This is a genomic window from Thiothrix caldifontis, from assembly GCF_900107695.1.
Taxonomy (GTDB): Bacteria; Pseudomonadota; Gammaproteobacteria; order Thiotrichales; family Thiotrichaceae; genus Thiothrix; species Thiothrix caldifontis.
In genome coordinates this window covers 22,421-35,921 of the sequence record NZ_FNQP01000022.1, presented here as the reverse complement: position 1 = coordinate 35,921, position 13,501 = coordinate 22,421, and the positions used below count along the sequence as shown (strand labels likewise).

At 51.6% G+C, this 13,501-nt stretch carries 12 protein-coding genes; 5 read left to right on the top strand and 7 right to left on the bottom strand.

Going from position 1 to position 13,501, the window contains the following annotated elements; genetic code table 11:
• Positions 1–8: 8 nt before the first annotated feature.
• Positions 9–464: a universal stress protein gene (locus BLV87_RS15025; protein WP_093069994.1), complete on the bottom strand. Its 456-nt coding sequence runs from the start codon at positions 462–464 to the stop codon at positions 9–11.
• Positions 465–618: 154 nt separating this feature from the next.
• Between BLV87_RS15025 and dsbD the strand changes: the two genes are divergently transcribed.
• Positions 619–2,520, top strand: a complete 1,902-nt coding sequence (gene dsbD / locus BLV87_RS15020) for a protein-disulfide reductase DsbD (protein ID WP_093069993.1) — start codon at positions 619–621, stop codon at positions 2,518–2,520.
• Here dsbD and BLV87_RS15015 read toward each other — a convergent pair whose 3' ends face one another.
• Positions 2,521–3,594, bottom strand: a complete 1,074-nt coding sequence (locus BLV87_RS15015; protein ID WP_093069991.1) for a thioredoxin family protein — start codon at positions 3,592–3,594, stop codon at positions 2,521–2,523.
• A 149-nt stretch (positions 3,595–3,743) separates the two neighbouring features.
• Between BLV87_RS15015 and arfB the strand changes: the two genes are divergently transcribed.
• Positions 3,744–4,136, top strand: a complete 393-nt coding sequence (gene arfB / locus BLV87_RS15010) for an alternative ribosome rescue aminoacyl-tRNA hydrolase ArfB (protein WP_245707050.1) — start codon at positions 3,744–3,746, stop codon at positions 4,134–4,136.
• Here arfB and BLV87_RS15005 read toward each other — a convergent pair.
• The 3 genes from BLV87_RS15005 to BLV87_RS14995 are packed head-to-tail and all read right to left on the bottom strand — an operon-like array spanning position 4,133 to position 5,459.
• Positions 4,133–4,858 (bottom strand): sulfotransferase family protein, encoded by a 726-nt coding sequence (locus BLV87_RS15005; protein ID WP_139282199.1) that lies wholly within the window; start codon positions 4,856–4,858, stop codon positions 4,133–4,135. The two genes, arfB and BLV87_RS15005, sit on opposite strands and share 4 nt — an antisense overlap.
• Before the next feature lie 23 nt (positions 4,859–4,881).
• On the bottom strand, positions 4,882–5,223 hold the full coding sequence (locus BLV87_RS15000; RefSeq protein ID WP_093069986.1) for a type II toxin-antitoxin system PemK/MazF family toxin: 342 nt from the start codon (positions 5,221–5,223) through the stop codon (positions 4,882–4,884).
• A complete protein-coding gene (locus BLV87_RS14995) occupies positions 5,223–5,459 on the bottom strand; it encodes a hypothetical protein (RefSeq protein ID WP_093069984.1) in 237 nt (78 codons plus the stop codon). Before BLV87_RS14995 ends, BLV87_RS15000 begins: the two co-directional genes overlap by 1 nt.
• A 139-nt stretch (positions 5,460–5,598) precedes the next feature.
• Between BLV87_RS14995 and BLV87_RS14990 the strand changes: the two genes are divergently transcribed.
• The 3 genes from BLV87_RS14990 to BLV87_RS14980 are packed head-to-tail and all read left to right on the top strand — an operon-like array spanning position 5,599 to position 9,122.
• Complete coding sequence (locus BLV87_RS14990; RefSeq protein ID WP_093069983.1) at positions 5,599–7,287, top strand: AAA family ATPase; 1,689 nt, start codon at positions 5,599–5,601, stop codon at positions 7,285–7,287.
• A 46-nt stretch (positions 7,288–7,333) separates the two neighbouring features.
• Complete coding sequence (locus BLV87_RS14985; RefSeq protein WP_093069981.1) at positions 7,334–8,479, top strand: RNA-binding domain-containing protein; 1,146 nt, start codon at positions 7,334–7,336, stop codon at positions 8,477–8,479.
• 37 nt (positions 8,480–8,516) lie between these two features.
• Positions 8,517–9,122 (top strand): HAD family hydrolase, encoded by a 606-nt coding sequence (locus BLV87_RS14980; protein ID WP_093069979.1) that lies wholly within the window; start codon positions 8,517–8,519, stop codon positions 9,120–9,122.
• On the opposite strand, the gene BLV87_RS14975 is transcribed toward BLV87_RS14980, so the two are convergent.
• Positions 9,080–12,250, bottom strand: a complete 3,171-nt coding sequence (locus BLV87_RS14975; RefSeq protein WP_093069978.1) for an efflux RND transporter permease subunit — start codon at positions 12,248–12,250, stop codon at positions 9,080–9,082. The two genes, BLV87_RS14980 and BLV87_RS14975, sit on opposite strands and share 43 nt — an antisense overlap.
• Positions 12,247–13,458, bottom strand: coding sequence for an efflux RND transporter periplasmic adaptor subunit (locus BLV87_RS14970; protein WP_093069976.1), 1,212 nt, complete (start codon positions 13,456–13,458; stop codon positions 12,247–12,249). Before BLV87_RS14970 ends, BLV87_RS14975 begins: the two co-directional genes overlap by 4 nt.
• Between the last annotated feature and the right edge of the window lie 43 nt (positions 13,459–13,501).

The window sequence follows — 13,501 nt, the reverse complement described above, 5'->3', positions numbered from 1 at the left end:
AATGAGGCTCAATCCATTATTCGAACCGCCATTACATCACACGGAACACCTTTGAGGGTAGCTTCAGCGGTTGAACCCATGAAGCCAAGCACACTTTTTTTGCCGCTGTTACCAACGACCACTAACTCAATGCCATTTTGTTTGACGAATTCGATAATGGCATCGCTGGGTTTGCCGCTGGCATAGGTCACTTCTAAGGCAACATTTGCACCTGCACCTAAGTTATCGGCTAATTTGCGTAGTTTTTCGGTTGCTAGATTGATTTGGTTTTGTTTGATGGCGGGAGGCATTCCGAGTTTGTTGGTGCCACCGAATGCGACATTGCCGAGTGAGGCATCTTCCAGCACATTGAGTAGGGTAAGCTTGGCTTGGTAAAAGTTTGCCAGTTCATTGGCACGTGCCACGATGGTATTGCTGATTTTGGTGAAATCGACAGGCACTAAAATTTGTTGGTAGGGCTTCATGGGGTTCTCCTGTGGGTGGCGACCGCTCCATCATGTTATGGATTGCGTGTGACGGGAATGATGTACGTCAATTTTTCGGTGTTCTGACAATTTACCGGTAATTCCATTACACTGTAATCATTATGTTAATAGTCGATGAGGAGGAAGCAATAATATGGGTATTCCAGCGGCATTGTCGCGTTATCTGAATTATTTTCTGGTGGTGTTTGCGGTGTTATTCACGCTGCCACCCGCAATGGCGGCTGATACCAGCTTTGATTTTGGGGATGAAAGCCTGACGGCTGAACAGGCATTTGCGCTAGGGCAACCGGCCTTGGCGAGTGAGAAATTAAGCATTCAATGGGTGGTTGCCCCTGACCATTACCTCTATAAAGATAAATTTATGGTCAAAATTTTTGATCCGCAAGGCGTGACGGTGGGCGAACCTGAGTTGCCGAGTGGTGAAGTTAAACAAGACGAATTCTTCGGAAAAATCGAAGCAGTACACGATCTCGCTGTCATCCAATTACCTGTGAAACGCACCGAAGCCGGTAAAGCAGGCAGTTTTGTGCTGGAACTCGGCTGGCAAGGTTGTGCGGAAAATGTGTTGTGTTACCCGCCGGAACTCAAAGCGTTCAAGGTGAATTTGCCTGCGCCTGTAGCTGGTGAACAACCCAGTGTGACTTGGGCTGAAACCACGCCACCGGAAGCAATTGCCAAAGCAGCCGATAACACTGCTACCACCACTGCGGCTGGCGCAAATGCAACGTTATCGGAGCAAGATGAAATCGCGCAAACCCTTGCCAGCGGCAATGTGCTGCTGACCTTATTAGGCTTTTTAGGGTTTGGTTTATTGCTGGCATTTACCCCGTGCGTGTTCCCGATGATTCCGATTTTGTCGGGCATTATTGTGGGGCAAAAAGACATGACTGGACGCAAAGCGTTTATTTTGTCCTTGGTTTATGTGTTGGCGATGGCACTGACTTACACGGTTGCAGGTGTTTTAGCGGGTTTGTTTGGGGAAAACTTGCAAGCGATGTTCCAGAATCCGTGGGTATTGGCAACGTTCAGCCTTATTTTCGTATTGCTGGCCTTGTCGATGTTCGGGTTTTACGAATTGCAAATGCCTTCTAGCATCCAAAGCCGTTTGAATAATCTGAGCAATAAGCAACAAGGTGGCAGCTTGATTGGGGTGGCGATCATGGGTGCGTTATCCGCATTGATTGTCGGGCCGTGTGTCGCTGCACCACTGGCAGGGGCGTTGATTTATATTGGGCAAACGGGTGACGCGGTATTGGGTGGCATGGCGTTGTTTGCCTTGAGTATCGGCATGGGGATTCCGTTATTGCTGGTGGGGACATCCGCCGGGAAATGGTTGCCGCGTGCGGGCATGTGGATGGAAGCAATTAAAGCGGTCTTCGGGGTGATGATGCTGGCAGTGGCAATCTGGATGCTGGAGCGTATTTTGCCCGAATCCGTGAGTTTGTTGCTGTGGGCGGCGTTGTTGATCATTTCGGCGATTTTCCTCGGTGCCTTGAGCGGCTTGCCAGAAAATGCCAGTGGTTGGCGCAAGTTTTGGAAAGGCTGGGGGATTTTGCTGCTGATCTATGGCGGTTTGCTGATGGTCGGCAGTGCCACGGGGAAAGGCGATTTGTTCCAGCCTTTGCGTGGTTTGAGCATGGGGCAGGCGGGGGCAGGCGGCGGTGCTGCTACCGCTAGTTTGCAGTTCAACACGGTCAAGACCTTGGCGGACTTGGAGCAGGCGGTGAAAGATGGAAAAGGTCAGCCGGTAATGGTGGACTTTTACGCTGACTGGTGCGTGACCTGTAAGGAAATGGAAAAGTACACGTTTTCTGATCCGGCAGTGCAGGCGTTATTGCGTAATGCAATTTTGGTGAAAGCCGATGTGACGGAAACCAACGCGGAAACCAAAGCGTTGTTGAAACATTTTAAAATTCCGGGCCCCCCAGCCATCCTGTTCTTTAACAAGGATGGCGAGGAGTTACGCCAGTTTCGCGTGGTTGGGTTTATGCCAGCGGAAACGTTTGCGGGACATTTGAGCAAATCATTGCAATAGTTATTCCATCAAATTCGCCGGGAAGCCGTGGGCGGCTAGGGCTTCGCGGCGGTGTTGCAGGTAGCGTTGGAATTCGGGCATCCAGGCATACGCGCCAGAGGTGACGTAATCCATTGCGCCGTGGGTGTGGAAGGCTTTGAAGTAGGCTTCGGTGCGGAAGACTTCTTTGCCAGCGGTATCGAAGAAGACGAGGCTGGGGCTGTATTTGATTTCCAGCGTTTTTGCCCATTCTGCCACTGTCATTTCCTTGCCATCGGGGGTTTGGATTTTGGTGTTATCGTCGGGGTTGGCTTGGGCAAGATCGAGATTGCTGAGGGAATACGCGAGTTCTTTGCGTTTGAAAATGTCATTGTAGAGTTCGTCGCAGGTGTCGCATTCGGTTTGCGCGAATACCACCATGAGCGGGCGTTTGCTGTCTTTGCGAGCGTCTTGCAGGCGTAACGGCGCAGGCAAGGCGGCGGGCAGGATGTAAGTTTTGTCAGTCGTGGCAGCGACTTTGCTATCGGTTTTTCCATCGGCTTTGAGCTTGGCGAAGTAGTCTTTGAAACTGCCGTCTTTTTCGTGTTTACCGGCGACAAAATCCAGCGCCATCTCAAATTTGTCGGGGGCGTAATAGCCGTTGACGCGCAGTACCACTTTTCCGGCTTCGTCGAGGAACAGCATGGTGGGGGTGTATTGCACTTTCAATTCGGCGGCGAAGGCTTTTTCGGTGGTTTCTTTGCCGTCAACGTCGGTCACATTGCGGTCGCCCCACATATTGATGGCAATCACGTCAAAGTTTTTCTGGGTCTTGGCGGTGATGTCTTCCTTGCCGAAATTTTCTTGGATTAATTTGGTGCAATACGGGCAGCCATCTTGGTAGAAATACAGCACGGTGCGTTTATTCGCGGCATTCGCTTCTTTTATGTCGTCGCGCAGGTCGAGGAAGGATTCTTTGAACCAAGCGGGTTTGTCGATTGCGCCGGGGTTGACTAAACCGGCTTCGAGTTGGGTGGGTGTGCCAGCGGGCGTGGCGGCGTGGGTTGCTCCGGCGAGTAATGCCAGCGTGAGCGGGATGGGTAACAGGTACTTCATGGGATGGCCTCCTCAGACAGCGGTAACGCGGTGATATTATTGGGTTATGGAAGCAGTTTAGCAGGTTGTGGGTAGTGCTGATATTTCTGGGGTTTGTTATACGTTATACTGGGTTTCACTAGTAATGATCACCCATTAGGATGCGCAATATGATCATTCCGCCCGAAGAACTCGATTTCCAACCCATCCGCGCTCAAGGTTCCGGCGGGCAAAACGTCAATAAAGTCTCGACCGCGATTCACTTGCGTTTCGACATCCGCGCTTCTTCATTGCCGGAGAGTTGGAAAGAAAAGTTGTTGAGCTACGCTGATCAGCGCATTTCCACTGATGGTGTGGTAGTCATCAAGGCGCAAACCCACAATAGTCAGGAAAAAAACCGTGCGGACGCGCTCGAACGCTTGCAACAATTAATCGCGGATGCCACCAAAGTGCAAAAGAAGCGCAAAGCCACGCGCCCGACGTTTAGCTCGCGGCTCAAGCGGCTTGACAGCAAGAAAAAGCACAGCGACATTAAATCGGGGCGTAAAAAAGTCGATTATTAGCCATGCTGTTTGGCGTAGTGCAGCAATAAAGCACGGCTGCTTTGATAAGCCTGTTCTGCCTGTTGCAATAACGCCGCATCCAGTTCCACATCATCCACCGCTTCCTGAAAATCCGGTAATATTTTGCCGGTGTGAATGAGCGGTGAGGTATCCCCCGCACCGGCTACGCCCGTTTTGGCAAAGCTACCGTATTCACGCGATAACGGTTCAGCTACGCCTATCCATTGCTGTAACTGGCTTAATAAGCGGTCGGTGTCAGTACAGACTTTTTCGGTATCAAAATAGTAATAACGTTGTGGGTGTTGCTGGGCGAAGTCGGTAAGGGTTTGCAAGCGTTCAAGGTAATAGTTGGTTGCCCCAGTGGGTTGCGCGTACAAATCATCGCTGGATTTTTGCCGAAATAACTTAATGATGCTTTTTATGGTTGGCTCAGGTTGGCGCAATGCAATAAAAATGACGGCATCTTGCAACGCGGGCAGGCTTAAATTCAGCCGATAATCGTTGTGCAACAGTTTATCAAACTGATAGTGACTGTCGGGTTTTAAGCTATCGTGTTGGCTGTAATCCGCGATTTGCTGGGCTAGATCAGCGTCGCTGAGGTAGCTTTGGTGCATTTCGTAATAGCCATTGATACGCGGGTGTGAGCCGATAATATGCCCTAGCAAACTGCTGTAGGCTCGCATGTGGCTGAGTAGGAAGATTCGGGAGTAGGGGTGTGTCATGGGGCATTATGCTTTTTGTGTTCTCAGAAAAGTGACAAACTCAGTTTTAAGCTCTCATCAAGTGCTAATATTTTTTTGTCTGGTAGTCTGCTTACTTTCTCGGTTAGAAATACTTTATCAAGAGTCAAAATCTGTGAGACATTGATAACAGACTCTTTTGAAAGTCCTGAATCTCTTTTGGATATGGAAATATTGCCCGGAGCATTGGCTAATCGTAAATTTGATGTCACGATGGCGACAACGACGGTTTGTATTCTGCTTTGGTTGAAATCGTCAGATGAAATGATGACAACAGGTCTTTTATAACCCGGTTCTGAACCTCTTGGTTCTTCAAGCGAAGCCCACCATATTTCTCCTCTTTTCATTACCATTCTTCTCGCGGGATGGATTTGATCTGCATTGCATGTAATTCATCCTCTAAATATGAGGACTCATCTGAGTAGATTTTATTAAGCTCTTCTGTGACATTAATATATCTTCTTGAGGCGATGTACTCTTTAATGGCTTTTGCATAAAGCTCACTTCTGGAAATACCAAAATGATGAGCAAAAACTTCTGCCGCTTGGAATATTGGGTCGGGTATGGATACTGCTGTTTTCATGCTGCTTAGGGTATGACAATAGTTATACCCTGTCAAGATGGTGTCTACTTATCGGGACTTGACAACAGCAGCACACCACCGCAAACGCTACACTGCAATATGCTATCATCTGCCACATCACCACCGTGCAGGACGTGCCATGAAAATCCCCTACGGCTTGAGCAATTTCAAGAAAGTCATCACCGAAGGTTTTGTCTATGTGGACAAAACCGCCTACATCGCTGCGTTAGAAGCCGATGGGCAGTACCACTTTCTGTTGCGCCCACGCCGTTTCGGAAAAAGCCTGTTCATCTCGGCGCTGGAGTATTACTACGACGTAAAGCATCAAGCGGATTTCGACGCGATTTTTTCCCAACTCCACATCGGGCAACACCCCACCCCGACGCGCAGCAGCTATCAGGTGCTGTTCATGGAGTTCAGCGGGATTGCCACGGATAGCGCGGAATCGGTCGAGCGTTCGTTTACGCATAAAGTCGATGTGGCTTTGAAAAGCACGCTGGAACGCTACGCTTACCCAGCCGCAGCCATCACCAGTGTTGATAAAAGCTATTCTTCCTACGAAAAAATGGAAGCCTTTTTCAGTGCGGCTCGTGGGCAAAAAATCTTTCTGTTGATCGACGAATACGACCATTTTGCCAATTCGATGCTGGCGGATGACCCAAAGCTATTCCAAAGCGTGATGGGGAAGGGCGGTTTCGTGCGCAGTTTTTACGAAACGATCAAGGCAGCCACTCAGCGCGGCACAGTAGACCGTTTGTTCATCACAGGTGTTACCCCGTTGATGCTCGACAGCATGACCAGCGGGTTCAATATCGCCAGAAACCTGTCGCTGCACCGGGATTTCAACGCTGCAATGGGCTTCACTCAAACAGAAGTCGCGGCTTTGATTCAGCCATTGGTTGAAACCTGCCAGTTGGACACCAACGTTTTGTTGGATGACATGGCACACTGGTACAACGGCTACCGTTTTCACCCCAAAGCAACCGAAACGTTATACAACGCCAATATGGTGCTGTATTTCCTTGATAATTTCCGCTTGGAAGAATGCGCTTACCCTGAACAAATGCTGGACGAGAATATCGCCTCCGATTACCGCAAAATCATGGCACTGTTTGGCATCGGCGACCGTGAAGCCAATTACCAAGTGCTGGATGAGTTGGTCACGACTGGCACGGTAAAAGCCCAACAGCAACGCAAGTTTGAGCTGGACAAAAATTTCAGCCGTGACGATTTTATCAGCCTGCTGGCTTACATGGGGTTTGTGACCATTAGCGGCAACACCCTGACGCAGACGGTGTTTGCCATCCCCAACCATGTGATCCGCGAACTCTATTTCCACTACTTCAAGGTGGAGCTGGAACGCCGCAACCAGATCAGCATTCCCAACCAATCTTTGACGCAAGCCATTGAAATGCTGGCGTTGCAAGACGACATCCAGCCGTTAATGGATGAAATGCAGCGGGTGTTGCAGGTGCTTTCCAACTGCGATTTCATGAAGATGGATGAAAAGCACATCAAAACCTTGCTGCTGACGCTGCTCTACCATTCCCCTGTGTATTTCATCCAAAGCGAGCGCGAAATGAATCACCGTTACCCTGACATCCTGCTGTTGGAACGCAGCCCGTATGCCGTGCCGCACCAGCATCTGATCGAACTGAAATACGCCAAAAAGTCCGAGGGTGTAAAAGGCTGGGATGCCAAACGGGAAGAAGGCATTACGCAAGTGCAAGGCTATTTGTCTGTGCCCGAAATCGCCGCATTACCCAAACTCAGCGCATGGGTGGTGCTGACCGATAGTGAACAACTGGATGTGGTGAAGATACAATGATTTACTTTAACGAAGTAAGCACGATGAAACGCAACCAGAGCCAAACATGAACCTTCAAGAACTCCAAACCCTCATTCAACAAGGCGAAAACGCCGCCGTCGAATTCAAGGCATTGCCGCTACGCCCTGAAGCCTTAGCCCGTGAAATGGTGGCATTCGCTAACAGCGCGGGCGGTACAATCCTGCTCGGTGTGGCGGATGACGGCACGGTGCTTGGTATTGACGGTTCAGAGCAACTCGAAGAGTGGGCGATGAATATCGCCCGCACTGCCGTGATTCCCGCCTTGACAGTGACTTACGAAACCGTCGCGATCAATGCAACGTGGGTTGCGGTAGTCGGTGTTCCCAAAGGCAGCGACAAGCCTTACCAAACGGGTGACAAATACCTGATGCGGGTCGGCTCAACCAATCGCGTGGCAACACAAGCCGAATTGATGCGCTTGTTTCAAATGTCCGGCGTGTTCCATTACGACACCCTGCCAGTCGCCAACGCCAGCATCAACGACCTCAATATGGCGGCACTCGATAGCTATTTCGCCAACTACGGGTTTGAGTTTTCCAAGGAGGCGGATATTGCCCGCCGTCAGTTATTGATCAATACCGATATTCTTGCGCCCTCTGGCGAACCCACCATTGGCGGTTTGCTAATGTTCGGCATCAACCCGTCACGCTATTTGCCGCAAGCTGCCATTATGTTTGCCCACTTTAACGGTTTGGAAATCGCGGCTGAGTTGATCGACCGCCAAGAAATCATTGGTACATTGCCCCAGCAAGTGGATGCTGCTGTCGCCGTGATGAAAAATAACCTGTTGCGTCCTTCCACCATCGAAGGCATGAAGCGCAAAGATACCCGCCAACTGCCGCCCGATAAGGTGTTGCGTGAAATGGTGGTGAATGCTTGTGTCCATCGCAATTACGCGATTGCTGGCTCGCGCATCCGCATTTTCATGTTTGATGACCGCATCGAGTGCATCAGTCCGGGGCGTTTGCCAAATACCGTGACGGTGGAAAAACTGCGTTCTGGCGTATCCTATGCTTCCAATCCGGTGCTGCTGAAGTTCATGGATAATCTGCGCTACATCGACCGTTTAGGGCGCGGTTTCCCGATGATTTACCGCGAAATGCAGCAAATTGGCAAAGAGGTCAATGTTTACGAACTCGGCGAAGAGCTGCGCGTTGTATTGCCCTTATAACGCCGTTGTTACCCACAATCGAGAGCTAAGCTAAACCATGCAACCCACCCTCAAACTCATCGCCTTCGACCTGTTCGGTGTCGTGATTTCCGACGGACACCTTGTCACCCACGGTTTGCTACCGTTGTTACCACCCACCACAACCAAAGCCGTCGTCAAGCCGTATTACGATGCTTACACCGGCGGGCAGATTAGCGAAGCGGCGTTTTGGGAAGGTATCGGCTTGACGCTGGAATCGCCGATTCGCCAACAATTTCTCAACTTTTTTGAATTGGATGCGGATTTGGCAGACGTGACGTACACGCTGTCACAGCGTTACCGCCTCGGCATCCTCTCCAATTTGGGGGCGGAATGGGGTGAGATGTTGGAAGCGCGATTTGCCTTCAGCGAACGTTTCGAGCCACGCATTATCAGCGGTGCGGTTCAGTGCCAAAAGCCCGAACCCGCGATTTACGAAGTGCTGATAAAAGCCAGCGGGGTAGGGGGTGAACACATCGCCTTCATCGACGACCGCCGCGAAAATCTGGCGGTGGCCAAGCGTTTCGGCATGACCACCATCCATTACCGGCGCGAAGCCGACGCGCACCCGTTTGAGCCGGATTACACCATTGAATCCTTGGCGGACGTGTTGGCGATTTTGTGAGACTTGCCGAACAGTTTAGCGGGCAATTCGCGCACATCGCCTCCCATTAAATACAAGGCAGGGACTAAATACAGCGCCAAAAATGTCGCAAACAAAATCCCGAACCCCAGCGTCACCGCCATCGGAATCAGAAATTGCGCTTGCGTGGTTTTGTCCAGAATCAGCGGTGTCATCCCCGCAAATGTGGTCAGGGAGGTCAGCAATATCGGGCGGAAACGTGCTACACCCGCCTCACGCACTGCGTCCGCCACGGCTAAACCTTCTTTAAGTTTTTGGTTGATGCGATCCACCATTACCAGCGCGTCATTCACAGCCACCCCAAAGAGTGCCAGCAAGCCGAACATGCTGCTAATGCTCAAATCCATGCCCATCAGCAAATGTCCACCCAATGCGCCAATGATTGAAAACGGAATGACGCTCATCACCACCAGCGGTTGTGTATACGATTGCAGCGGAATCGCCAGCAAGATATAAATCGCCATTAGCGCAAAACCTAAGCCCAATATCAGGCTACCCATCGACTCCTTCTGCTCTTTCTGCTCGCCTTCCATGTCGTAACTGACGCTGGGGTAGTCGGCGAGCGCTTCCGGCATCCAAGCTTTGAGGTCAGCCACCACTTTGGGAATATTAATGCGCCCTTTGTCTACGTCAGCGGTCACGTCAATGACGCGCTGGCGGTTGACCCGAGAAATTTTCGGCGCACCTTGCCCTAAAGTGATGTCCGCCACTTCACTTAGCGGAATTTCTGCGCCATCCGCGCTGCGAATCAGCAAGTTTTGCAAATCGGAGAGCGAGTAACGTTCCTCTTTGGGGTAACGCACCATGACTTTAACTTCGGACTGGTCGCGTTGGATACGCTGTGCCTCAGCACCAAAAATTGCATGGCGCACTTGCGTACCCACTGTGCCAAGGGTTAAACCCAGTTGTTCGGCTTCGGGGCGGATACGCAATTGCACCTCCTGTTTGCCACCTTCAAAACTGTTTTTAATGTCGAATACGCCGTCGTATTCCGCCATTTTGGCTTTGATTTTATCGGCAACGACTGCCATGTCCTCGAAATTATTGCCACGCAATTGCACTGCTAACGGGCTGCCGCCTTGGGCGATTTCGGCACGGAAACTGACTTCCTGTGCGCCCGGAATGGGCCCAATCAGCTTGCGCCATTCATTGGTTAAGGCGGTGCTGCTGATGTCTAGGGTACGTTCTTCCGGTGCGGTGATTTCAAAGGTAACACTGGCAAGGTGTGATTTGCCTGCGCTTTCGCCGCGTCTGCCGGATGAACCTGTTGCTCCTACCGTCACCAAAATATGCTGGATAATGCTCGCGCCAGTGGTGGGTTCAATGTACTTTTCCTGCAATTGCTGGGCGGCGTTTGCCATGCGTTCAACGTTGCGGGTGGTCACTTCAATGGGGGTGCCTTCCTGCATTTGCAGTGTGCCGGTGGCAAACTCGCCTTGTACACGCGGGAAAAACGTGAATTTCATGCGCCCGCTCATTGGTAAAGTCAGGCTCAGGATAAATAGCGCAATAAATACGCTGATGACCAGATAACGCCAGTTGAGTGCTGCGTTGAGTGAAGGGCGGTAAACGCGCTCGATAAAGGTTTCCAATCCGTGTGAAAACTTGCGCTGAAAACGGGTGAATGCACCGATTTCATCCTCACGCCGTGGGTGCAAATGGCGCAAATGCACCGGCAGAATCAGCTTGGATTCGATCAGTGAGAACAGCAGCACCGGAATCACAATCAGTGGGATTTGCGCGAAAATCGGCCCCCGATCCCCCCCCATCATTAGCAACGGCGTGAAGGCTGCCACCGTTGTCATGACCCCAAACGTAACCGGTACGGTGATTTCCTGCGTGCCTTCCACCGCCGCTCGCATGGGGTCATCGTGGCGTTTGACGTGCGAGTAAATATTTTCCCCCGTCACGATGGCATCATCGACCACGATCCCCAGCACCAGAATAAAGGCGAACATGCTGACCAGATTCAGGGTGACGCCGAGTTCCGGCATCAGCCACAATGCGCCGAGAAAACTCACCGGAATTCCTAGCATGATCCAAAACGCCAAATCAATGCGCAGAAACAGCGTCAGCACAATAAACACCAAAATCGCACTCTGGATAGCACTGGAGGTGAGGGTAGACAGACGTGCTTTAATGGTTTTGGAATTGTCGCGCCAATAATCCAGCGTGGTTCCGGCGGGCAGGCTGGCGCGGCGTTCGGCAATGTAATCCTTGATGGTGTTTGCCAGCGTAATCGCGTTCTGGTCGCCAATACGGTAGACGTTGATAAACGCCGCTTTTTGCCCGTCGTATTCGGAATAAAGTTCGTCTTCGTTAAAGCCGTCATTGATGCTGGCAATGTCACCGAGGCGAATGCGCGAGCCATCCGTGCCGCTAATGACGGTGATATTCGCAAACTCGGCTTGTTTGTAGGCTTGCCCCAAACTACGCACCAAAATATCGCCACCACTGGTTTTGACCGTGCCACCGGGAATATCCCGCGACGCATTGCGGATCGCTTGCGCAATGGTGTCGAGGGTAATTCCGTATTGGCGCAAGGTAGCTTGCGGCACGCTGATGCTGATTTCAAATGGGCGTACCCCGCCTAAATCGGCTTGGGTAATACCGGGCAAGCGCAGCATTTCATCGCGCACAGCTTCGGCTTGCAGGCGCAATTCGGTTTCCGACAACACATTGCTGCCGAGTATTACGCTAATGACTTCGCGGCGGCGGGTAAGCTGTTCGACCACGGGGCGTTCGGCATCGGCGGGTAAGCGATTGGTGATGCCATCCACACGGGTTTTGATCTGGTTGACCAGCTCGGTCACGTCATGCTGTTTGTCGATTTCGACGCGCATTTGTGCCGAGCCTTCGGATGCATCGCTGAGGATTTCGGTAATACCTTGCAGGTCGGCAATCGCTTCTTCGACGCGGGTAATAATACCTTCTTCCACCTCTTTGGGGGTCGCGCCGGGGTAGGCGACAGTAATATTGACAATATCCAGCTCAAATTCGGGGAACACTTCCAGCGGAATGCGTTTGAAAGTGGAATACAGCCCCAGCACCATGATCAGCACCATCAGGATATTGGCAGCAACGGGGTTGCGGACGAACCAAGCGATCATGGTTTGGACTCCTGCGGTGTGTCTGCTGGCTTACCTTGTGGCTTTTTTTCGCCCGCCACTTGCACGGCTTGGCCATCGGTTGCCAGCGGTAGGGGCGTGGTAATCACCCGTTGCCCATTGAGGTCGGTATCGGCTTGAAATACGACTTCTTTTTCGGCATTCCACACCACGTTAATGGGTTGTACGGCGACTTTGCCCTCGCGTAGCAGCAGGATTTCTTTGCCTTGGCGTACCGCCGCACTGGGCAGGCTATACACGTTGTTGAACAGTTTGCCTGCAATCTTGGCATTGAGGTATTGCCCGATGCGTAACGGTGCAGATACGCCTTCCCGCGCAATAAACGGCTGGTCGATTTGTGCAATCACGCTGATTTGACGGCTTTTTTCGTCAAGTGCGGCGCTGCTGCGTACCACTTGCCCTTGCCAGACATCGCTGCGGTTGCCATTGCTGGGGCGAAATTCGACGGCGGGCATCGCGGCAGGGTCGGCAGCTTTGTCGCGGAATGCTTCAGGCATTCCTAACAGGTCGTATTGCGCCAGTGAGAGCGGTAAATGCACTTCCACTGCATCGGTGGCGTAGATCACGCCCAATACCGTGCCAGGGGTGACGTATTGCCCGACTTCGACACGCTTTTCTTGTACGCGCCCGCTGTAAGGGGCGGTTATGCGGGTGCGGCTGAGGTTGAGCTTTTCTTGCTGGAGCTTGGCTTCGGCAGCAGCAATCGCGGCTTGCGCGGCGGCAATGTGTGGGCGGCGGGCGGCAAGGTCGCTTTGGGTACGATTTTTGCTGCTATCCAGCAAATTCCAGTCACGTTGTGCCAGTTTTGCTTGGGCTTGCTGCTCTTCGAGGGCAAGCTGCTTTTGGGCTAAATCGCCTGCGGCAATGGTGATGGCGTTGGTGTAGTTGTCGGCATCCAGTTTGAGCAGGGGGGCACCTTTATCAAAATACCCACCATCTTGAAAGTTGGGGGAAATTTTCAACACTTTGCCGGAGACTTCCGCCACCAGATTGGTTTGGGTTTGTGCTTTGACAATGCCGGAGGCGTTGACATTGACGCGGTAATCTTGCAATGCCAGTGTTTGCGCTTCAACCAAGGTAGGGCGGATTTCCTGCGGCTGCTTTTCGGCTTCGGGGCCGGTGGCAATCAGAAATTTGCCCAAACCGACACCAATAGCAATGACCAGCAGGGGGAGGATGATTTTTTTCATGTGTTCAGGTTGTCCTTTGTCCCAATGAGGACGGATTCTACGC